Source organism: Streptomyces sp. NPDC022552, assembly GCF_055561875.1.
This window is the reverse complement of the sequence record NZ_JBVHGJ010000001.1, coordinates 251,632-270,655: the sequence shown is the minus strand read 5'-3', so window position 1 is coordinate 270,655 and position 19,024 is coordinate 251,632. Positions and strand designations below refer to the sequence as shown.

Sequence of the window (19,024 nt, the reverse complement as noted above, 5' to 3'; positions counted from 1 at the left end):
TGAGCCGGCTCGCGGGGGCGCCGTACGTCGGCGCCCCCGCGAGCCGTTGCGCGCCGCGAAGGCGGGACGGTCAGACGGTCAGGACGATCTTGCCGCGCGTCCGGCCCGACTCGCCCAGCTCGTGCGCCTTGGCCGCCTCGGCCAGCGGCAGGACGGTGTCGACCTCCGGCCGCAGCCGTCCCGTCGCCACCAGCTCGGCGAGGGCGAGCAGCCCCGCGTAGTCCGGCTCGACGAGGGTGAACCCGGTGCGGATGCCGCGCTCGGGTGCCGCCGGTACGGCGTCGGGCGACGGCAGGGTCACCAGCGTGCCCCCGTCGCGCAGCACGGGCAGCGAGCGCGTGCCGTAGTCGCCTCCGATGGCGTCGAGGACGACGTCCACGTCCCGTACGGCCTCGGCGAAGTCGGTCGTCGTGTAGTCGATGGGCTCGTCGACGCCGATGCCGCGCAGGAAGTCGTGCTTGGCGGCGCTCGCCGTGCCGATGACGTACGCGCCGCGGGCCTTGGCGATCTGTACGGCGAGGTGGCCGACGCCACCGGCCGCCGCGTGGACCAGGACCCGCTGTCCGGCGCGCAGAGCGGCGGTCTCGACGAGCGCCTGCCAGGCGGTGAGCCCGGCGAGGGGCAGCGCGGCGGCCTCGACGTGGGTGAGGGCGGCGGGCTTGCGGGCGAAGTGGCGGGCGGGAGCGGTGACGTACTCGGCGTAGCCGCCGGCCTGCTCCGGGAAGCGGGGCATGCCGAAGACCTCGTCACCGGGTTCGTAGAGCGTGACGCCGAGTCCGACGGCCTCGACGACGCCGGAGACGTCGTAGCCGAGGACCGGGGTCTCGCCCCACATGCCGAAGCCTCCGGTGGCGCGGGACTTCCAGTCGACGGGGTTGAGACCCGCCGCGTGGACCCGGACGAGGATCTCGGTCGGACCCGGCTCGGGCCGGGCGATCCGGCTCTCGGTGAGGACCTCGGGTCCGCCCCACACGGTGGCGGTGATCGCGCGCATGGTGCCGGGGGCTGCGGTGGCGGTGTCGTTCATGGGGAGGGTGCTCCTCGTGCCGGTGTTTCCTGGTCGCTTCCAGCTTCGGCGAGGCCCCGGGCCACCGGTACTGGCCAGAAAGCCATGATGTGACAGAATCTGGCCATGACCACGTTCGCGTCACCACCCGAGGCGTCCCCCCGTGGGTCCTTGCCGCCCCACCGGGTCGTCGTGCTCGCCCTGGACGGGGTGATCCCGTTCGAGCTGGGCATCCCCTCCCGGATTCTGGGCGGCGCGCTCGACGAGGACGGCACCCCCCTCTACGACGTCCGCGTGTGCACGCTGGACGGCGCCCCGGTCCGTACGTCCGACGGCTTCTCGATCGTCGCCGAGCACGGGCCCGACGAGCTGGCGGCGGCCGACACCGTCGTCGTACCGCCCACGCACGAGCTGCGGACGCTCGCCGACGAGGGCCGCCTGGCCGACGAGGTGGGGGGCGCGCTGGGGCTGATCAGACCCGGCACGCGGGTGGTGTCGATCTGCACGGGCGCGTACGCGCTGGCGGCGGCCGGGCTGCTCGACGGCCGCCCGGCCACCACGCACTGGTGGGAGGCCGCCCACTTCCGCTCGCTCTTTCCCGGTGTCCGGCTCGACGAGGACGTGCTCTTCGTGGACGACGGGGACATCCTGACGTCGGCGGGGGCGGCGGCGGGGGTGGATCTCTGTCTGCACCTGGTGCGCAAGGACCACGGGAGCGCCACCGCCAACGCGGTCGCGCGGCGCTGCGTCGTACCGCCCTGGCGCGACGGCGGCCAGGCGCAGTACATCGAGCGCCCGGTCCCCGAGCCGACCACCGCCACCACGGCCCCGACGCGTGCGTGGGCACTCGAACGGCTGGACCGGCCGCTGACGCTGACCGAGCTGGCGGGGCACGCCCGGATGAGCGTACGGACGTTCACGCGCCGCTTCCGGGACGAGGCGGGGACGACACCCGGACAGTGGCTCACCGCCCAACGGGTCGAGCTGGCGAAGCAGTTGCTGGAGACCAGCGATCTGACGATCGATCACATCGCGGACCGGACCGGGTTCGGCAGTGGAAACTCGCTGCGGCAGCACATGCGCGCCCTGGTCGGGATCTCCCCGGCCGCCTACCGGCGCGCCTTCCATCTCACCACCAGGGAAAAGGAGTTCGCGCAGTGAGCGGTTCGCCCATGCCGGTCGAGGAGGGGCTCTACCGGGTACGGAACGTGGCCAGCGGGCTGCTCCTTGAGGTGTTCGAGGGATCGAGCCGCAGCGGCGCCAACGTGCAGCAGGGCAAGGAGAACGGCACGCCCGGCCAGCACTGGCACATCGTTCCCGTACCGAACGGCGGCGGCCTCCACCACCTCGTGAACGCGGCCAGCGGCAAGCGGCTGGACGTGGCGAACGCCTCGGTGGAGAACGGCGCCAACATCCAGCAGTGGAAGGCGAACAACTTCGGCGCCCAGGAGTGGATCATCGAGCAGGACCTCCAGTCGCCGGGCACGGTCGCGCTGGTGAGCTTCATCAGCGGGCTGCTGCTGGAGGTCGAGGACGGCTCGATGGACGACGGGGGCAACGTACGGCAGTGGGAGGACACCGACTCCCCTTCCCAGTGGTGGCAGTTGGAGCCGGTGTCCTGATCCTCGTGGGGCGTGTCAGCCCTTGCGGGCGGTGTGGACGGTCGAGGCGGAGAGATGGAACAGGTCCGTTCGCCGGTGCAGGGAGAGCGGGTCCGCCGGGTCGAGCAGCCGGTCGAACGTCGCGCGGTCCTCGGCGTCGATCCGCTCCTCGAGCGGGTGCCGCAGACGCGTGAAGTGGGCGACGACCTGTTCCCGTACGAAGGGGGGCACGGGCGCGGGGACGTCGGTGAGGAACGTGCGGGTGCCGGTGGGCGTGAGGGCGGCCGAGGCGAGGAGCGCCCGCCAGTCGTCCGGCTCGTCCTTGCTGCCCGGCAGTTCGGCCCGCATCTCGCCGAACCAGTCGGCGTGCGCGGCCTCGATCCGGGTTTCCAGGCCGGGCCGGCCGAAGCCGATGTTCGCGGGCAGATGGCGGGCGTAGAGCCCGCCCTCGACGAGGGCGATCAGACCGCCGGGCCGCAGCAGACCGGCGAAGGAGGCGAGGGCGGCCCGCTGGTCGCCGATGTGGTGCGTGGAGTTACCGGCCCAGATCAGGTCCGCCTCACCCAAGGAGGCGAAGTCTTCGGGCAGTTCGGCGTGGAGCGTGGTGACCCGGCCGGCCAGGCCACGGGCCTCGGCCCGGTCGCGGGCCCGCTCCAGGAGCTCCGGGGTCGCGTCCACGGCGACCACCTCGGCGGCCGGGAACGCCTCGGCGAGCAGGGTGGACACGACGCCGGGGCCACTGCCGACGTCGAGGACCCGGCGGACGCCAACGGCCGGGACGAGGTCGCCGATCCATGCGGCGGCGCGGGTGTAGAGGGGGCTGTGGAGCTCGGCCTGGCGCTCCAGGAGCGGTGCCATCGCGGCCCAGTCGAGGTGGGTGCTGTGGTCGTGAGTCATGGTGTCAGCGTGCGGCGGATGGCTGGAGAACGCGAGAATTCTTGCCGTTCCGGCAACAAGGTTCACTCCCGCCGCCGGTACTCCTGCGGGCTGACCCCTCGTACCCTCTTGAACGCGGCGCTCAGGGCGAACGCGCTGCTGTAGCCGACCTGACGGGCGACGGACTCGACGGTCGCGTCCGTCTGCCGCAGCAGGTCGGCGGCGCGCGCGAGCCGCCAGCCGGTGAGGTACGCCATGGGCGGCTCACCGACGAGTTCGGCGAAGCGGCGGGCGAGTCCGGCGCGCGACACTCCGGCCTTGGCCGCGAGGGAGGCGACGGTCCAGGGGTGGGCCGGGTCGTCCTGGAGCAGGCGCAGGGCGCGGCCGACGACGGGATCGGCCAGGGCGCGGTACCAGGCCGGGGCCCGCGCGCCCGGCCGGGAGAACCAGGTCCGGACGACGGCGATCAGGAGCAGGTCGAGGACACGGTCGAGGACCACGCTCTGCCCGGGCTCGTCGCGGGAGATCTCCTCGTCGAGGAACGGCATCAGGGGGCAGTTCCAGGCGTCCGCGGGGAGATGGAGCAGCGGTGGCAGTGCGTCGAGGAGGCGACGGCTGACCTCGCCGTCCATCTGGTAGGTGCCGACGAGCACGGTGGTGGCGCCGTCGATGGCATTGCCCCAGGTCCGTACGCCCAGGTGCATCGACTCGGAGAGCGGCTCGCCGCTCAGGGTGGTGCAGACGCCGCCGGGGCCGATCGTCGCGCGGGGCGGGGCGTCGGGCGCGTCGGCGACGGTGTACGGCTCCGGGCCGCGGGCGACGGCGACGTCGCCGGGTCGCAGCAGGACGGGCTCACCACGGTCCGGGACGATCCAGGCCTCGCCGTCGGTGACGCACATCAGGCAGAGCGGCGCGCGGTCCTCGATCCGTACGGACCACGGCGGCTCCATGATCATCCGGAGCAGGAAGGCCCCTTTGGCCCGCGGTCCGTCGAGGAGTCCGGCGAGAGCGTCCATGGAGGGCAAGCGTAGACGGACGCGTATGGGAGTGAGTCGGTGGAGCATGGGAAGCGGGCCCGGATCCCGCGAGTCTTGAGCCATGACGACGAACACGAACGACACGCGGACGATTCTGGTGACGAGCGCGACGGGCAAGACGGGCCGGCGGGTGGCGGAGCTGCTCGCGGCCCGCGGCGCGACCGTGCGGGCGGGTTCACGCTCCGGTACGACCCGCTTCGACTGGGAGGACGTGTCCAGCTGGGCCCCGGCGCTGAAGGGCGCGGACTCCGCGTACGTGAACTACTACCCGGACCTCGCCGCGCCGGGCGCGGTCGAGGCCATGCGGACCTTCGGCGAGCTGGCCGTGGCGAACGGCGTGCCGCGGCTGACGCTGCTCTCCGGGCGCGGCGAGCCGGACGCGGTCCGGGCCGAGGAGGCGCTGCGCGCTTCGGGCGCCGAACTGACCGTCGTACGGGCCGCGTTCTTCGCGCAGAACTTCACCGAGGGGCCGATGGCCGAGGGCGTCGCGGCGGGCACGATCGCGTTCCCGGCGGGCGGCACCGCGGAGCCGTTCATCGACGCCACCGACCTGGCGGAGGTGATCGCCGAGACGCTGACGCGGGACGGTCACGCGGGTCTGGTGCACGAGGTGACCGGACCCCGGCTGGTGACGTTCGCTGAGGTGGCGGCGGAGGTCTCGCGGGTGTCGGGCCGTCAGGTCGCCTACGTCCCGATGAGCGAGGGCGAATACGCGTCGCTGCTCCAGGAGTTCGGGATGCCCGCGCCGGACGCGCAGTGGCTGTCGGCACTCTTCACGATGCTGCTCGACGGCCACAACGCGTCGGTGACGGACGGCGTGAAGCGGGTCCTCGGCCGGGAGCCCCGCGACTTCACGGCCTTCGCGGCGGAGGCGTGGGGGCGGCCCGCGGTGGCGGAGGCGTAGTTCCGTACTGGGCGGCGAGGCGGGAGACGGTCCCGGCGATGCGGGCGCGGAGTTCGGCGGGCTCCAGGACCTCGATGTCCGCGCCGAGGCCCAGGAAGGTGTCGTGGGCATGGGCGAGGGACTCGATGGGGAGCGTGGCACGCGTCCAGCCGTCCGGCTCCGGGGAGCCGTTCGCCGCGAGGGCCCGGGCGGCCTCCCCCGTGAGACGCTTCGCCCCGTCCGGGGAGAGGCGGACGACCGCGTCGCCGCCGTGCAGCCGGGCATGGAATCCGGCCTGGGACTCGCGCCAGTGGGCGGCCAGGTCGAAGCCCTCAGGGAGCTCGAACTCCTCCTCCGTGACGTCCAGTTCGAGGATCTGGTCCACCCGGTAGGTGCGCGGCCCGGGGCCCGCGACCAGGTACCAGCGGCCGGCCTTGAGGACGAGTCCGTACGGTTCGAGGCGCCGGTCGACGTCGGTGGGCTCCCTCCAGCGTCGGTAGCGGACGGCGAGGACCCGGCCGGCCCGCACGGCCTCGGCGACCTGAGGAAGGAACGGCGCGTCGGTGTCCTCCGCGTACCACCCGGGGGCGTCGATGTGGAACCGGGCCCGCAGCCGGTCGACGTGCTCGCGCAGCGGCGCGGGCAGGGAGGCGCGCAGCTTGAGCTGGGCGTCGACGAAGTGCCCGCCGAGGCCGAGTTCGGCGGCGGCCCCGGGGATCCCGGCGAGGAAGAGCGCCTCGGCCTCACCGGTGTACAGGTCGGTCAGCCGGGAGCGGTGGCCGGCGAGCAGCTGATAGCCGCCGGAGTGGCCCGCGTCGCCGTAGAGCGGGACGCCTGCCGCGTGCAGCGACTCGACGTCGCGGTACACGGTCCGTACGGACACCTCCAGCTCCTCGGCGAGCTGGGCGGCGGTCATCCGGCCCCGGGTCTGGAGCAGCAGAAGGACGGAGATCAGACGGCTGGACTTCACTGACACAAGGTGTCAGTGAACCGCTCCTACAGTCCAGCCATGGCTTTCGCAGAGAAGTTGCTCTTCGTGCCGCCCCCCGTCGAGGTGGGCGGCCGTCGTGTCAAGCGCTATCACGTCACCCAGGACCCGGCCGGCATCGAGCCGGAGGTCGAGAAGGCGGCCTACGCGCTGCTGCCCGACCTCCTTCCCGAGGCCGACGGGACGCCGCCCGCGACCTTCGTCGTCCTGCACCGGGGCGGTGACAGCGGCGCCTATCTGAACGCGTACAGCTGGGTGTGGGACAACGTGCTCCACTTCGGCGGCGCTGCCGCCGGGCAGCCGGTCCTCGGCTGCCCGGACACCGACCCCACGCACTTCGTGAGGACGGCGAAGCCCTGGATCGGCTGTGTCTGGGAGCTCCCGCCGATCCTGCACGAGCGGGACGCCTGGGTACGGCACATGCTGGCGCCGGAGGCGCCCGACCTCGATGCCTACGTCCTCGACTCCCTCCCCGCCGGAACCACGGGAGACCGCGCATGAGCAGCGCCGGCGTCATCGACGGCTTCGACTTCCTCGACGGACGCTGGAGCGTCCACAACCGCCGCCTGGCCGACTTCCTCGATCCCGGGAGCGGCTGGGAGGAGTTCGACGGGCACACCACAGGGCGTCTCCACTGGGGTGGCCGGGCCCATGTCGACGAGATCGTCTTCCCGTCGAAGGGGTTCAGCGGGCTGACGCTGCGGCTGTACGAGCCGGAGACGGGCGAATGGACCCTGAGCTGGTCCGACAGCCGTACGGGCCGCCTCGATCCATCGGTCAGGGGGCGGTGGGCCGGCGACGGCACGGGCGAGTTCCACGGGGTGGACAGCTACGCGGGCGAGGGCGTACGGGTGCGCTTCCGCTGGTCGGGCATCTCGGCCACCACCGCGCGCTGGGAGCAGGCGTTCGCCCTCGACGGCGGCGAGTGGGTGACGAACTGGGTGATGGAGTTCAGCCGCGCCTGACGGGCCGGCGATAGGACACGAGCCGGTAATCGGGGTCGTCACGGGGGCGGTCCTGGTCCGGCAGTGCGCCGAGTTCGGCGGCGAGCGCCGCGGCCGTCTCGGGGGAGCCGTCGAACCACGAGGCGAAGTAGCCGCGGCGCAGCTTCTCGATGGTGCCGCGCGGAGTGTTCCCCTGGCCGTGGCCGGTGAATCGGGTGGCGCCGGCCGGTTCGAGTCCGTGGGCGGCCGCGTGGGCCGCTGTCCGATCGGCCCGGTCGGTGCTCGTCTCGTACGACCGGTGGGACGCGAGGACGGCGTCGATGTCGCTGCCGACGTCGTGGGCCGCGTCCTTGTCGACCGTGACGATCAGGACGCCTCCGGGGCGCAGCACCCGGGCCGCCTCGGCGACGATCGCGGCCGGGAAGGGGACCAGGTGCAGCAGCCAGACGGCGCTGACCGCGTCCACCGAGGCGTCCGGGAGCGGCAGCCGCCGGGCGTCGGCGAGGACGATCCCGCCCGGGACGCGCCGAACGGCCCTGCGGGCCATGCCGGGTGCGGCGTCGGCGCCGTACACCCGCAGGCCCGGGCGGGTGAGCCGCTCGGTGACGAGCCCGGTGCCGCAGGCGAGGTCGAGGAGCGTGCGGGCGCCGGGCGGCACCAGACGCAGTACGGCCTCGGCCGCGGCCCGCGCGCGCGGAACACCGCCGCGCGTCTCGTCGTAACGGTCCGCCTCGGCGTCGTAGTCCAGCAAGGTCTCCCCCATGGCGGGAGAGCCTAGTTCGTGGAGGTCAGCTCGCTCCATGGCCGGGGGCGACGGCCTCGACCCGGGTGGCCAGTTCGAAGTCCTTGTCCGTGACCGCGGGTCCGGCGGAGTGCGTGTTCACGGACAGCGCGACCGTGTTGTATCCGAGCGTCAGATCGGAGTGGTGGTCGAGTTCCTGCTGGATCTGCGCCACATGGACGACCATCGCGGTGGCCGCGAAGTGGTCGCCGAGACGGTAGGTGCGGGTGATCCGGTCGTCCGTCAGGGACCAGCCGGGGAGCTCTCGCAGGCGGTCCTCGATCTCCTTCTGCGACAGCGGCTCTGTGGGCATGTCCGTACTCCCTCCGGTCGGGGTTGCTCACGGTGACGATACGGTCCCGGGGGTTCGATACCCCGGCCGACACCTGGGATAGCGTCGGGCCATGACAACAGTCCCGACCGACACGGGAGTAGGGCCGCTGCTGCGCGGCTGGCGCGAGCAGCGGCGGTTGAGCCAGTTGGCGCTGGCGCTGCGGGCGGACTCCTCGGCCCGGCACATCTCCTTCATCGAGACGGGCAGGGCCCGGCCGAGCGAGGAGATGATCCTGCGGCTCGCCGAGCACCTGGAGGTGCCCGTACGGGAGCGCAACGCGCTGCTGCTCGCGGCGGGGTACGCCCCGCGGTACACGGAGTCGACGCTCGACGATCCGCGGCTGGAGACGCTGCGGGCGGGCATCGAGCAGTTGCTGCGCGGGTACGACCCGTATCCGGCGCTCGTGGTGGACGGTTCGTACACGGTGGTGGCGGCGAACGAGTCCATCGGTGTGCTGCTCTCCGGCGTGGCGGAGCACCTTCTGACGCCGCCGCTGAACGCGATGCGGATCACGCTCCACCCGGAGGGGCTCGCGCCGCGGATCCGGAACCTGCGGGAGTGGCGCGGGCATCTGCTGGCCCAGATGGAGCGTCAGATCGCCCTGTCCCGCTCGCCCGCGCTGCGGAACCTGTACGAGGAGGTGGTGGCGTACCCGCTCCCTCAGGGCACGTCGGACCCCGAGGACCGGGAGGACCCGGAGCCGTATCCGTACTTCGCGCTCCCCCTGCGGATCGAGCACGACGGGCGGGTGCTGTCGTTCGTGTCCTCGATCTCGACGTTCAACACCCCGACGGACGTGACGGTCGCCGAGCTGGCCATCGAGACGCTGCTCCCGGCCGACCCGGCGACGGTCGCCCATCTGCGGTCGCTCACGGGGTAGCGGCGCGCAGGGCCGACCACTGGAGGACGGCGAAGCCGGCGACGGTGAGGGCCTGCGCCAGGGTCCAGACCACCCCGGCGGTGGTGGGCTCCAGCCAGGCCGCGAGGGAGACGGCGCTCAGCACGGTCCAGAGGATGTTGACGTCGACGACGAGCTTGACGCCGAGGGCGGGCGGCTGGGGCCGGCCGGCGACCCAGGCCACGGCGACGGCGTACGCGGTGAGCAGCACGCCGAGTTCGACGAGCAGCCCGGAGTCGACGCCGAACAGCTCGCCGAGCGGCCCGGACGCGCCGAGATAGGCGAGCCCGTTGGCGCCGGTGACGAGGGCGTCGAGAGCGAGGAACCGGCGCAGCATGGACAGGGGCCGAGTGGTGCGGGAGAGGCCGGCGAGCAGGGCCTGAGACATGGCGGATCACCCTCCTTGGGGGACGTAACCGCTGGTGGTGGAAGCGGAGCTCGGCCGGAGTGCGCCGGCCGAGTTCCGATGGACACCACGATGCCGCCGCGTCCGGCACGGGTCGATGACGCGTGAGGTAATGGCGGCCGCTCCCCCACATGACGGCCGCGTACACATCGTGACGACTTGTCGACACGGAGTGCGGCACTCCGCATGGCGGCGGCCCCTGAGGGCAGAACGTCGGTGGCACGACACGTCCTACCCGGGGAGCCTCCCATGTCATCCTCGCCTCCGGCCTCCGAGCCGGTCTTCACCGCGGACTTCAGCTCATCGGAGCAGTGGATCGCCGGCCGCTCGTGGGCCTATCCCGACGGCGGGCCGGTCAACCCGGGGGACAACAAACTGGACCACCTGGTGGAGGACCCCGCGTACAGCCGCTCCGGGGTCTTCCGGGCGACCCGCCGCAGCGACGGGTTGTGGGACGCCGGACTGCTGACGACGGAGGGCAGTCCCCAGGGGTTCGAGGTGCGCGCGGGGGACGTCCTGGAGGCGCGGGTGCGGCTTCCCGAGGAGACCGGGGCCTGGCCCGCGATCTGGACCTGGCGCGACGGAGGGCAGGAGATCGACGTCTTCGAGTACCACCCCGACAACCCCGACCTGCTCGAACTGTCGAACCGCGTGCGCGGCGCCCACCGCTACCACCGCTCCCCCTCGGTGCGCCCCGGCGGCTGGGTGACGCTGCGGACCGAGTTCGGGGCGCGCTCGGTCGTGTGGTGGATCGACGACGTGAAGGTCTTCTCCGACGGGCGCGGGGTCGGCCACTCCTGGCACGCCTATCTGATCGTCAACCTGTCGGTCTGCGCGGGCCGTTACCACCCGGCTCCGGACGCGGCGACCCGTGAGATGTCGTACGAGGTCCGCGACCTGCGGGTGTTCCGACCGGGCGGGTGAGCGGGGACGGCCGGCGGATCTCCCGCCCGAACCCGGTGGTGTCCGACCGCAACCCCCGTGCGGCGCATGGGTATTGTTCGCGCCGTGGTGGCGGGGGCCACTGCCGGGACGGTGGGAGACGCACATGGCGTGGCGCAGGGACCGGGCGCGGATGGTGGCGGCCGGGGACGAACACCGGGTGACGCCGGCCGAGCTCTTCTTCGACCTGGTGTTCGTGTACGCGATCACTCAGGTCACCGCCCTGATGGCGGCCGATCCGTCGGCGATGCGCGTGGTCGGCGCGATGATCGTGCTCGCGCTGCTGTGGTGGTGCTGGTGCTGCTTCGCCTGGCTGGGCAACGTGGTCAGGGCCGACTCCGGGGCGCTGTTCGCGGTGCTCGTGGTCGTGATGGCCGTCGTCTTCATCGTGTCGCTCGTGGTGCCCGAGGTGTTCGCGGACGCGCCCGGCGGCCTCTCGGCTCCGCTGCTCTTCGTGCTCTGCTACGGGGCCGTGCGCACGCTCCACCTCGTCTCGTACTGGATGTCCAGCCCCGACGACGCCGCCCTGCGGGCCACCCTGCGCCGCACCGCGCTGCTGTCCGTGGCGCCGCCGCTGGTGCTGCTGCTGATCGGCTCCGCGTACACCGGAAAGGTCCAACTCCTGCTGTGGCTGGGCGCGGTGGTCATCGACTACGGCGGGATCTATGTCACGGGAGCCTCCGGCTGGCGGGTCAACTCCCCCGAGCACTTCTCCGAGCGGCACGGGCTGATCGTCATCATCGCGCTCGGCGAGTCGATCGTGGCGATGGGCGTGGGGGTGTCCGGCCTGCCGATCACCGTCGCGGTCCTGGGCGCCGCCGCGGCCGGTCTGCTGCTCTCGGCCGCGATCTGGGCGCTGTACTTCCGGCGGCTCGCGGAGGGGGCGGAGCACCGCCTCGCCGCTCTGGAGGGTGACGAGCGGACCCGGTTCGCCCGGGACGTGTACACCTTCCTGCACCTTCCGCTGGTCGCGGGGGTGGTGCTGTGCGCGCTCGGGATGAAGAAGGTCCTGCAACAGGTCGCCGACACCGGCCACTACGACCTCTCCGAGCCGCTGCACGGCGTCGTGGCCTGGTCACTGACGGGCGGTGTCGGCGTCTTCCTGCTCGGCGGCGCCGCGATCGTGCTGCGCACCTCGGGGCGCCGGCCGACGGTCCTCGCCGTGGGCGGGGTGTGCGCGCTGGCCTCCGGCGCGCTCGTCGGTCTGGTCCCGGCCCTGGTGGCGCTGGTGCTCCTCGCCGCCGGCCTGACGGCGCTCGTCGCCCTGCACGGCAGGGGCGCGGCCGCGCGGAGCGCCCACGGAGCCGGCTGAGGGGCCGGCCGCCTCAGTACGCGGCGTCGCGGTGCTGGATGTAGCCGCGCAGCCTGGTCGTGTCGGCGGCCGTCCAGCCCTCCGGCGGGGCGACGGCCGCCCAGCCGTCCACGGCGCCTGCCCCGTAGCGGTGGCCGTGCGGTGCCTGCACGCCGTACGAGACGGCCATGTCGACCGAGGTCTGCCAGAAGGCGACGAAGGGGAACCAGTCGATCTCGGGCGTGATGTCCGGGCCGAGCGGGTCCGCGAGCCACGGGGGCCGGTCCAGGAGGAGGTCCGGCGACCACCAGACGACCGGGTCGGAGGCGTTCTGCAGATAGACCGCGCGGGGCCACTGCCAGCGGGCCGGGGGCCGGGCGAGGTCGGCCGCCGGGAACTGCGCGAAGCGGACCCGCGCGCCGTTCTCGTACTGCGGGCGCCAGACGGGGCTGCCGGGGTCGCGGTCGCGGCGGATCTCCCGCGAGATCGGGGAGAAGTTCGGGGTGCCGAGCAGCAGGGCCCCGTCGGTGCGGGCGAGCAGGTCGTCCGGGCCGTCGAAGGAGGCCTCGATCGCGTAGGCGCCGAGGCTCTCACCGGTGACCACGAGCTTGGGCCGCCGTTCTGCGGGGAGCGCGTCGATCCGGGCGCGGACGGCCCCGACGAGGGCGCGGGTGGCCTGGCCGGCCTTCTCCTTGTCGACGAGGAAGGAGACCCAGCTGGGCAGGTACGAGTACTGGACGGCGACGATCGCGGTGTCTCCGCCGTACATGAACTCCAGGGGCTCGGCCACGTTGGGGTTGACCCAGCCGGTGCCGGTGGTGCCGGCGACGGCGAGCACCCGGCGGCCGAAGGCGCCGGTGCGTTCCAGTTCGCGGACGGCGAGCCGGGCCTGGGCGGCGAAGGGGCGTTCGTCCTCGAAGGCGGCGGGCAGCGCGGAGGGTATGTAGACCCGGACGGGCTCTGCGGCGGCGCGCCGCCCGCTGACGGCGGTGATGTTGGCGCGGGTGGGAACGGAGCCGGTGAAGTTGCGGCCCTGGTAGCCGAGGTCCTGCCAGGCTATGAGGGAGCCCGGGCCGCCGGAGACGTACCGCGAGACGGGGCGGTGGATGCCCTCCTTCGTACCGCCGTTGGTCGCCTCCGCGATCCGGTCGGCGATGTCGACGACCCCCCGGTCGAAGACCACGTCCCGGACGCCGACGAGGACCGCGAGGGTGGAGAGCAGCGCCCCGACGGCGAAGGCGATGGGCTTGGGCAGCAGCCGGCCGAGGAGGCGGATCAGCTTGGCGGACCCGAGCCGGACGGCACGGGCGACGAGGAGGAGCGCGAGCAGCAGCGCGATCGCCATGAGCGCGATCATCGGGGTGTGCCAGGTGAGGGCGGGCGGCAGGCCTTGCAGGACCCGGAGCTGACGCTGCATCCGGGCGCTCTCGGAGATGAGCCACACCGAGAGGACCACGGCGATCATCCAGTACGCCTGCCAGCACCTGGCCCGGGCCCGCTCGCCGGGCCGGCGGCGCACGAGTGCCCGGAACAGCCAGGCGGCGCAGGATCCGAGGGCGTAGCCGATGGCGGCGGTGATGCCGCCGACGACGCCCTGGAGGTACCAGGGGCGCGGGACCAGCGAGGGGGTGAGGGAGGCCCAGAAGAAGAGCGTGGCGGCACAGAGCGCGGTGAGGTCGGGCCAGCGGCGGATCAGGTACGAGGGGTCGGGGCGGTCCCAGTACGGGTGTTGGGCGACGGACACGAGCCGTGAGCCGAGGGCGTTCCGTCGGAGCGACTCGAGGCGGCCGGCGGGGCCGGCGGACCGATCGGGAGACGTGTGCCGGTCGGTCGAGGTCATCGGCTCAGCCTCGTCCACCGGGCAGCGTTCCGCAAATCAGTCCGCCGGCGCTCTCCTAGCGGGCCGGACGCTCGTCCCGGGCGGGCGCGGGTTCGGGTTCGCGGACCGGGGCGCGTTCCGACTCCCCGGGCGCGACACGTGCGTTGCGAGCGGCTTCGGCGCGCAGCAGGGCGCGCAGAACGACGAAGGGGTCGACGGGCATGGTGAAGCTCCTTGCGGTGGGGAGGTGAGGGGCTGTGAGAGGTACGGGCCTCTCAGCAGCGCATCACCACGCACCGCCGGGCCTCGCCTCGCGGGCGGGGTACGGGTACGGGGGTGACGGCCCGGATCCCGGCGGGGGCCGGGCGGGCGGCGCGGGCGCGGGCGCGGACGTCGCCGTACCGCGAGCGGAGCCGTCCGGTCGCCGTGGCCTCGGCCTCGGCGACCTCGTGCGTCTCCCCGCCGAGGTCGGGCGCCTGACTCGCGGACGCCGGCCTGGCCTCCATGCCGGCCGGGCAGACGGCGCCGGCGCCCACACCGAACAGGGCGGCGAGCACCAGCGCCAGGACGAGCACGGCACGTCGCACCACAGCCGCCGGAGCGGCGGGGCCGGTGCGGGGCACGGGGGCGGGGCTCATGGACTTGCGTACTGCCCCGGGGCGGTCCCGACGTGCCGGTGAGGGCGGTGGATCCGCCCGGGCGGCCTACGCGGACACGCCCGAATTCACGCGCTCGGACGCGCCGCCTACGCGACGGTGGACGTGCCCGCGGGCGTGCCGTCGAAGGCACCCTCGGACGTCTCCCGCCGCACCTTGCGGGCCGACATCCACGCGTACACGAGGACTCCGGCGAAGAGGAACAGCACGCCCTGGTAGACCGCCGCGTACCCGGAGCCCGCCACCAGCCACATGGAGAAGCCGAAGGCGGCCGCGGCCAGGACGCCGTCGCGGACCAGACGGCCGCGGTCGACGCGCTCGGAGCGGCCCGAGAGCAGGAAGTAGATCTGGGCGGCGGTGGAGAGGAGGTACGGGACGGTGGCGGTGAAGGTGGTGACGAGGACGAGGATCTCGAAGACGCCCTCGGTGCCGGCCGTGTAGTTGTAGACGGTCAGGAGCGACGCGAGGACGACGGTCACGATCACGCCGACCGTGGGCACGCCGCGCCGCTTGTGGGCGAAGACCTTCGGGAAGAGCCCGTCGCGCGCGGCCGCGTAGGGGGTCTGGGCGCTGAGCAGCGTCCAGCCGTTGAGCGCGCCGACCATGGAGACGAGGGCCATGCAGGCGATGGCGGTGCCGCCCCACGAGCCGCCGAACATGGCGTTCACGGCGTCCGAGAACGGAGCGGAGGAGTCGACGAGCCGGTCGTGGGCGACCGTGCCGAAGACGGCGATCGTGCCGAGGAGGTAGATCGCGGCGGCGCCCAGGGTGCCGAGGACGGTGGCCCGGCCGACGTTGCGCCTCGGGTCGCGGACCTCGCCGGCGCTGACGGCCGCCGACTCCACGCCGAGGTAGCTGAAGAGCAGGATCGCCGCGGAGGCGGAGACCGCGCCGAGCGCGCCGCCGTCACCCGCCTGGAACGGCCCGAGGTTGGCGCTGTCGAAGAAGAACAGCCCGCCGACGGCGACCAGGAGGAGCGGGACGAACTTGAGGACGGTCGCGATCAGCTGGACGGCGCCGACGTAGCGGGTGCCGGCGAGGTTGGCGAGCGCCGGGAGCCACTGGAGCGTGAGCGCCGCGGCGATGGTGGCTGCCTTCGACTCATGGACGGGGATCAGCACGTCGAGATAGCCGACGGCGGCCACGGCGAGGGCCGCGTTGGAGACCCAGGCGGTGATCCAGTACGACCAGGCCGCGAGGAAGCCGGCGAAGTCGCCGAAGGCCGCGCGGGCGTAGACGTACGGCCCGCCGGTCTGCGGGTGGCGCCGGGCGAGCCGGCCGAAGACGAGCGCGAGGGCGATCGCGCCGAGCGTGAGGATGCCGAAGGCGACCAGGCTGATCGTGCCGTACGGGGCGACGGAGGCGGGCAGCAGGAAGATTCCGCCGCCGATGATGTTGCCCATGACCAGGGCGGTGGCGACGGGGAGTCCGAACCGCCGGGCGTGCTTGTTCTGTTCCGCGGAGGTCTCGGAGGTGACGACCGTGGACCGGTCGGAGGGATCGACCGCGGACCGGTCGGACATGGCCGTGCTCATGGGGGTGGTGCGCCTCTCGTCGTGCAAACCCGGACATGGTCCGGCACGTGAGACGCCCCACCAAATCAGCTCTTTTTCTCCCGTACGACCGGGCCGTCAACCGGAAGAAACGCTTCCGCATCGCTGATGCGCGGGGAAATCTCCAGCGGCACCTGCGGACCCGCGCACTCCCGCAGCCAGCGGCGCAGCACCCGGTGCACCTGCTCCGCTCCCACCAGTTCGCCCCCGTCCGGCACCGGCGCGGAGAACTCCACGGGCGAGAGCAGGAACGGGCGCCCCTGCTCGCCGCCGAGGCCGCCGTGCGAGCCGATCTGCTCCTCGAAGGCGTGCACGGTCCCCGTGGCGGGGTCGTACATCGAGTTGACCATGATGTCGGCGACGTGCGGGAAGCGGTCGGTGCGTCGGACCGCGTCCGCCGCCCCCGGCCCGAAGACCGCGAGCGGCCCGTCGTCGGCGAGTTCGGCGAGCGGCACCTCCGCCCCGTCCCGCCCCAGGACGACCGAGCCGTGCTCGGCGCTCGCGACGAGCAGGAAGCCGACGCCCGGATGGTTGGCGAGGGTGCGCAGCAGCGCGGGGTGGCGGCGGTCGATCTCCTCGCGGGTCATCCGGTGCGGCACGCCCGGGAAGGAGACCAGCCCCAGGTTTCCCGAGGCGAGCACGATCGGCTCGGCCTCGTCCCGCACCTGCTCCCCCACCCGCTCACCGTCCTCGTCCACCGGCCGGTGCAGGGCGCTGCGCAGCGCGTCACGGGCCGCGTCCCGGGCCTCCGATCCGCTGCGGGTGCGCCGGACCCGGCGCGGTACGGGCAGCCCGCAGCCGGCGCGTACGAGATCCCGCAGGGTCAGCCCGTACACGCCCTCGAAGGTCGCGCCGGGGCTCTGGCCGTGGTCGGAGAGGAGCACGATCCGGTACGGACGGGGGGCGTGCTCCGCGACCTCGGCGATCAGTGCGATCGACCGGTCGAGCCGGGCGAGGACCCGGTCGGTGTCGTGGCCGTGCGGGCCGGAGTGGTGCGCCACCTCGTCGTAGGCGACGAGGTCGGCGTAGACGGCGGTCCGCCCGGCCAGCAGGTCCCCGATCACCGCGGCCACGACCACGTCCCGTTCCACGACGGTGGCGAAGGCCCGGATGAGCGGATAGGCACCGCCGCGCGAGACCCTCGGGGTCTCCTTGCGCAGCCGCGCCCGCGTCGACTGGGCCGTCTCGCGGGCGGCCTCGGCGACGAAGGAGCCCGCGGTGCGGACGGCGTTGGCGGGGTCGGCGAAGTACGCGAAGTACCCGGCGCGGGAGCGGTTGCGGCGGCCACGGCGGGCGGCCATGGACAGGACGAGCGCGAGCTGGTCGGCGCCGCCGCTGAACAGGTTGCCGCGCGAGGCGCCGTCGACGGTGAGCAGGCCGCCGTCCCCGGTGCGGGCTATGGCCCGCCGCTGGAGCTCTACGGCGCTCGCGGGCCGGTTGGAGACCATCAGCCGGCCGGTGTCCTTCTCGTACCAGCGGAAGGCGGGCACGTCCTCGTTGGAGCCGTGCAGGATGCCGAGCTGGCTCGCGCCGGTCTGGCTCGACCAGTCGGTGCGCCAGGCGGTGAGCCGGTGGCTGGTGTCGAGCCAGCCGGCGACGGTCGGCATCAGGCCGTCGGCGACGGCGTCGCGGAGCACCCGGTGGCCGACGCCGTCGAGTTGCAGGAAGAGCGTGCCTGGGACGGGTTCGGGGCCTCCTTCGACGTCGGGCCGCGCGGGGGGACCCCCGGTCACGGCCCGGTGGCGCGTGCGGTCGGCGAGCCGGTAGAGGCGGCGGCGGTAGGCGTCGTCGTCGCGAACGGCGAGCGCGGTCGAAGTCGCCGAGGCGACGGCCGACATGACCGCGGCGACCACGACGGCGGTCTCGGGGTCGGCGGCGCCGCGACCGTCGGGGATCAGCCAGAGCGCTATCAGCAGAAGCGAGCCGTTGAGGAAGAAGACCAACAGGCCGAGGACCAGGGCCGGTACGAGCAGCAGGGCCCGCACGACGACCGGCCACACCAGCGCACCGAGGAGACCGAAGGCGCCGGCGCCCCACACGGCGGTGAGGGCGGTGCGGGTGATGCTGTCGCCGTCGGCCGACTGGAGCTCGAAGTCGGGCAGCAGCCCGGCGAGGGCCAGCATGGTCAGGGTGGACACCGCCCAGACCACGATCACCCGCACCAGGGCGCTTCCCGCGGTCCGCCAGCGGCCGGCGGTACGCCATCGCCCGTCACCCACGCGTGGTTCACCTTTCACCCGCTACGTGTCTCAAGCGTGACACATCACCCAGGGGGCGCAGGCAGGGCGGGGTGGGGGCGCCAGGGGACACGTCCCCGGGAGCCCCGGGGAGGACCCCTAGCAGCCGTCGTAGCCGGCGGTGGGCATGGAGAGCCGGCGGTGCACGTCGGCCTTGGCCGCGGCGTCGTAGGACGGCTCGTCGAGACCCGCGGTCTCCAGTCGTACGCCACGGCGCTCGCACTCCGCGACGAACCCCGGAAGATCGGTCAACGCACGGGACAGGACGCGTTCGTTGGGGGCGACGAAGAGGTCGACATGGCCGTCGTCCACGTCCGCCCAGAGCGCGGCGTGGTCGGGCCGGATCCCGTAGAAGAGCAGCTGTCTCGCCACGACGTACCCCTTGTCCAGGGCCCAGCGGGCGCACATGGCGTGCTGGCTGCGCGTGTCGACCAGGAAGGGGTCGCTGTCGAGTTCCTCGAGCGGGGTGAGACTGGCGATCGCCGCCACCCGAACGTCGTCCATGGCCCGACCCTACTCCGATCCCGGATACCCGAGGAGGCACCTCCGGGGCTCCCGCGGGACCTCAGGGCGGCGAGGAGTAGCCACAGGTGTGGCAGATCCTCCAGCCGTCCTGGGTGACGGCAAGGACGCCCCCGCAACGCGGACACTGCGCCGAATTGCAGGTCGTCCCCATCGTGCTCACCGCGACTCCCATCCCCTTGCTGACGGATGGCTACCCCCGCGAACCACCGTGGACGCCCCGCGTCGCACGCTTCGGACATCTACCCTC

At 73.2% G+C, this 19,024-nt stretch carries 21 protein-coding genes; 8 read left to right on the top strand and 13 right to left on the bottom strand.

Annotation, left to right across the window (positions count from 1 at the left end):
- Positions 1-70 precede the first annotated feature (70 nt).
- A complete protein-coding gene (locus tag ACZ3OF_RS01325) occupies positions 71-1,027 on the bottom strand; it encodes an NADP-dependent oxidoreductase (protein WP_467301999.1) in 957 nt (318 codons plus the stop codon).
- 105 nt (positions 1,028-1,132) lie between these two features.
- On the opposite strand from ACZ3OF_RS01325, the gene ACZ3OF_RS01320 reads away from it, so the two are divergent.
- Together ACZ3OF_RS01320 and ACZ3OF_RS01315 are read left to right on the top strand one after the other, a co-directional pair.
- Entirely contained in the window at positions 1,133-2,167 is a 1,035-nt protein-coding gene (locus tag ACZ3OF_RS01320; RefSeq protein WP_467301997.1) for a GlxA family transcriptional regulator, read from the top strand.
- The gene (locus ACZ3OF_RS01315) at positions 2,164-2,628 is read left to right on the top strand and encodes an RICIN domain-containing protein (protein WP_361666947.1); all 465 of its coding nucleotides are present in this window, start codon (positions 2,164-2,166) and stop codon (positions 2,626-2,628) included. The genes ACZ3OF_RS01320 and ACZ3OF_RS01315 overlap by 4 nt, the downstream gene beginning before the upstream one ends.
- A 15-nt stretch (positions 2,629-2,643) precedes the next feature.
- Here the strand turns inward: ACZ3OF_RS01315 and ACZ3OF_RS01310 are convergent, their stop codons facing one another.
- Complete coding sequence (locus ACZ3OF_RS01310) at positions 2,644-3,504, bottom strand: class I SAM-dependent methyltransferase (RefSeq protein WP_361666949.1); 861 nt, start codon at positions 3,502-3,504, stop codon at positions 2,644-2,646.
- Positions 3,505-3,566: 62 nt separating this feature from the next.
- Positions 3,567-4,499, bottom strand: coding sequence for an AraC family transcriptional regulator (locus ACZ3OF_RS01305; RefSeq protein WP_361666951.1), 933 nt, complete (start codon positions 4,497-4,499; stop codon positions 3,567-3,569).
- Positions 4,500-4,581: 82 nt separating this feature from the next.
- Between ACZ3OF_RS01305 and ACZ3OF_RS01300 the strand changes: the two genes are divergently transcribed.
- Entirely contained in the window at positions 4,582-5,424 is an 843-nt protein-coding gene (locus ACZ3OF_RS01300; protein ID WP_467301993.1) for an NmrA family NAD(P)-binding protein, read from the top strand.
- Here the strand turns inward: ACZ3OF_RS01300 and ACZ3OF_RS01295 are convergent.
- Positions 5,372-6,373 (bottom strand): helix-turn-helix transcriptional regulator, encoded by a 1,002-nt coding sequence (locus ACZ3OF_RS01295; RefSeq protein ID WP_467301991.1) that lies wholly within the window; start codon positions 6,371-6,373, stop codon positions 5,372-5,374. The genes ACZ3OF_RS01300 and ACZ3OF_RS01295 overlap by 53 nt on opposite strands.
- 39 nt (positions 6,374-6,412) lie before the next feature.
- Here ACZ3OF_RS01295 and ACZ3OF_RS01290 point away from each other — a divergent pair, with 39 nt between their 5' ends.
- Together ACZ3OF_RS01290 and ACZ3OF_RS01285 are read left to right on the top strand one after the other, a co-directional pair.
- Positions 6,413-6,892: a hypothetical protein gene (locus ACZ3OF_RS01290; protein ID WP_361666957.1), complete on the top strand. Its 480-nt coding sequence runs from the start codon at positions 6,413-6,415 to the stop codon at positions 6,890-6,892.
- Positions 6,889-7,356: a hypothetical protein gene (locus ACZ3OF_RS01285; RefSeq protein WP_467301989.1), complete on the top strand. Its 468-nt coding sequence runs from the start codon at positions 6,889-6,891 to the stop codon at positions 7,354-7,356. Before ACZ3OF_RS01290 ends, ACZ3OF_RS01285 begins: the two co-directional genes overlap by 4 nt.
- Here the strand turns inward: ACZ3OF_RS01285 and ACZ3OF_RS01280 are convergent.
- Positions 7,343-8,086, bottom strand: coding sequence for a class I SAM-dependent methyltransferase (locus ACZ3OF_RS01280; RefSeq protein WP_361667332.1), 744 nt, complete (start codon positions 8,084-8,086; stop codon positions 7,343-7,345). The two genes, ACZ3OF_RS01285 and ACZ3OF_RS01280, sit on opposite strands and share 14 nt — an antisense overlap.
- Positions 8,087-8,123: 37 nt before the next feature.
- Complete coding sequence (locus tag ACZ3OF_RS01275) at positions 8,124-8,429, bottom strand: 4a-hydroxytetrahydrobiopterin dehydratase (protein WP_467301987.1); 306 nt, start codon at positions 8,427-8,429, stop codon at positions 8,124-8,126.
- A 91-nt stretch (positions 8,430-8,520) separates the two neighbouring features.
- Between ACZ3OF_RS01275 and ACZ3OF_RS01270 the strand changes: the two genes are divergently transcribed.
- Positions 8,521-9,330, top strand: a complete 810-nt coding sequence (locus tag ACZ3OF_RS01270; protein ID WP_361666962.1) for a helix-turn-helix domain-containing protein — start codon at positions 8,521-8,523, stop codon at positions 9,328-9,330.
- On the opposite strand, the gene ACZ3OF_RS01265 is transcribed toward ACZ3OF_RS01270, so the two are convergent.
- Positions 9,320-9,736, bottom strand: coding sequence for a hypothetical protein (locus ACZ3OF_RS01265; RefSeq protein ID WP_467301985.1), 417 nt, complete (start codon positions 9,734-9,736; stop codon positions 9,320-9,322). The two genes, ACZ3OF_RS01270 and ACZ3OF_RS01265, sit on opposite strands and share 11 nt — an antisense overlap.
- Before the next feature lie 267 nt (positions 9,737-10,003).
- Here ACZ3OF_RS01265 and ACZ3OF_RS01260 point away from each other — a divergent pair, with 267 nt between their 5' ends.
- The gene (locus ACZ3OF_RS01260; RefSeq protein WP_467301983.1) at positions 10,004-10,678 is read left to right on the top strand and encodes a beta-glucanase; all 675 of its coding nucleotides are present in this window, start codon (positions 10,004-10,006) and stop codon (positions 10,676-10,678) included.
- 124 nt (positions 10,679-10,802) lie between these two features.
- Positions 10,803-12,008, top strand: coding sequence for a low temperature requirement protein A (locus ACZ3OF_RS01255; protein WP_361666969.1), 1,206 nt, complete (start codon positions 10,803-10,805; stop codon positions 12,006-12,008).
- Between the two features lie 13 nt (positions 12,009-12,021).
- On the opposite strand, the gene ACZ3OF_RS01250 is transcribed toward ACZ3OF_RS01255, so the two are convergent.
- The 6 genes from ACZ3OF_RS01250 to ACZ3OF_RS01225 all read right to left on the bottom strand — a co-directional run bounded on the left by ACZ3OF_RS01250 (position 12,022) and on the right by ACZ3OF_RS01225 (position 18,756).
- Positions 12,022-13,827: an alpha/beta hydrolase gene (locus tag ACZ3OF_RS01250; RefSeq protein WP_467301981.1), complete on the bottom strand. Its 1,806-nt coding sequence runs from the start codon at positions 13,825-13,827 to the stop codon at positions 12,022-12,024.
- A gap of 55 nt (positions 13,828-13,882) precedes the next feature.
- On the bottom strand, positions 13,883-14,029 hold the full coding sequence (locus ACZ3OF_RS01245; RefSeq protein ID WP_361666972.1) for a hypothetical protein: 147 nt from the start codon (positions 14,027-14,029) through the stop codon (positions 13,883-13,885).
- Between the two features lie 52 nt (positions 14,030-14,081).
- Positions 14,082-14,444 carry a hypothetical protein gene (locus ACZ3OF_RS01240; protein ID WP_361666973.1) on the bottom strand — a complete coding sequence of 121 codons (363 nt, stop codon included), beginning with the start codon at positions 14,442-14,444 and terminating at the stop codon, positions 14,082-14,084.
- Positions 14,445-14,551: 107 nt separating this feature from the next.
- The gene (locus ACZ3OF_RS01235; protein ID WP_467301978.1) at positions 14,552-15,997 is read right to left on the bottom strand and encodes an APC family permease; all 1,446 of its coding nucleotides are present in this window, start codon (positions 15,995-15,997) and stop codon (positions 14,552-14,554) included.
- Positions 15,998-16,062: 65 nt separating this feature from the next.
- On the bottom strand, positions 16,063-18,234 hold the full coding sequence (locus ACZ3OF_RS01230) for a phage holin family protein (RefSeq protein ID WP_361666974.1): 2,172 nt from the start codon (positions 18,232-18,234) through the stop codon (positions 16,063-16,065).
- 117 nt (positions 18,235-18,351) lie between these two features.
- The gene (locus ACZ3OF_RS01225) at positions 18,352-18,756 is read right to left on the bottom strand and encodes a recombinase family protein (RefSeq protein WP_361440606.1); all 405 of its coding nucleotides are present in this window, start codon (positions 18,754-18,756) and stop codon (positions 18,352-18,354) included.
- Positions 18,757-19,024: the final 268 nt, after the last annotated feature.

What these genes read in the sequence shown, in the direction of transcription:
- ACZ3OF_RS01325 (WP_467301999.1), bottom strand. Translation starts at nt 1,027, where the DNA reads ATGAACGACACCGCCACCGCAGCCCCCGGCACCATGCGCGCGATCACC.
- ACZ3OF_RS01320 (WP_467301997.1), top strand. Translation starts at nt 1,133, where the DNA reads ATGACCACGTTCGCGTCACCACCCGAGGCGTCCCCCCGTGGGTCCTTG.
- ACZ3OF_RS01310 (WP_361666949.1), bottom strand. Translation starts at nt 3,504, where the DNA reads ATGACTCACGACCACAGCACCCACCTCGACTGGGCCGCGATGGCACCG.
- ACZ3OF_RS01305 (WP_361666951.1), bottom strand. Translation starts at nt 4,499, where the DNA reads ATGGACGCTCTCGCCGGACTCCTCGACGGACCGCGGGCCAAAGGGGCC.
- ACZ3OF_RS01300 (WP_467301993.1), top strand. Translation starts at nt 4,582, where the DNA reads ATGACGACGAACACGAACGACACGCGGACGATTCTGGTGACGAGCGCG.
- ACZ3OF_RS01290 (WP_361666957.1), top strand. Translation starts at nt 6,413, where the DNA reads ATGGCTTTCGCAGAGAAGTTGCTCTTCGTGCCGCCCCCCGTCGAGGTG.
- ACZ3OF_RS01285 (WP_467301989.1), top strand. Translation starts at nt 6,889, where the DNA reads ATGAGCAGCGCCGGCGTCATCGACGGCTTCGACTTCCTCGACGGACGC.
- ACZ3OF_RS01275 (WP_467301987.1), bottom strand. Translation starts at nt 8,429, where the DNA reads ATGCCCACAGAGCCGCTGTCGCAGAAGGAGATCGAGGACCGCCTGCGA.
- ACZ3OF_RS01270 (WP_361666962.1), top strand. Translation starts at nt 8,521, where the DNA reads ATGACAACAGTCCCGACCGACACGGGAGTAGGGCCGCTGCTGCGCGGC.
- ACZ3OF_RS01265 (WP_467301985.1), bottom strand. Translation starts at nt 9,736, where the DNA reads ATGTCTCAGGCCCTGCTCGCCGGCCTCTCCCGCACCACTCGGCCCCTG.
- ACZ3OF_RS01260 (WP_467301983.1), top strand. Translation starts at nt 10,004, where the DNA reads ATGTCATCCTCGCCTCCGGCCTCCGAGCCGGTCTTCACCGCGGACTTC.
- ACZ3OF_RS01255 (WP_361666969.1), top strand. Translation starts at nt 10,803, where the DNA reads ATGGCGTGGCGCAGGGACCGGGCGCGGATGGTGGCGGCCGGGGACGAA.
- ACZ3OF_RS01250 (WP_467301981.1), bottom strand. Translation starts at nt 13,827, where the DNA reads ATGACCTCGACCGACCGGCACACGTCTCCCGATCGGTCCGCCGGCCCC.
- ACZ3OF_RS01245 (WP_361666972.1), bottom strand. Translation starts at nt 14,029, where the DNA reads ATGCCCGTCGACCCCTTCGTCGTTCTGCGCGCCCTGCTGCGCGCCGAA.
- ACZ3OF_RS01240 (WP_361666973.1), bottom strand. Translation starts at nt 14,444, where the DNA reads ATGAGCCCCGCCCCCGTGCCCCGCACCGGCCCCGCCGCTCCGGCGGCT.
- ACZ3OF_RS01235 (WP_467301978.1), bottom strand. Translation starts at nt 15,997, where the DNA reads ATGAGCACGGCCATGTCCGACCGGTCCGCGGTCGATCCCTCCGACCGG.
- ACZ3OF_RS01225 (WP_361440606.1), bottom strand. Translation starts at nt 18,756, where the DNA reads ATGGACGACGTTCGGGTGGCGGCGATCGCCAGTCTCACCCCGCTCGAG.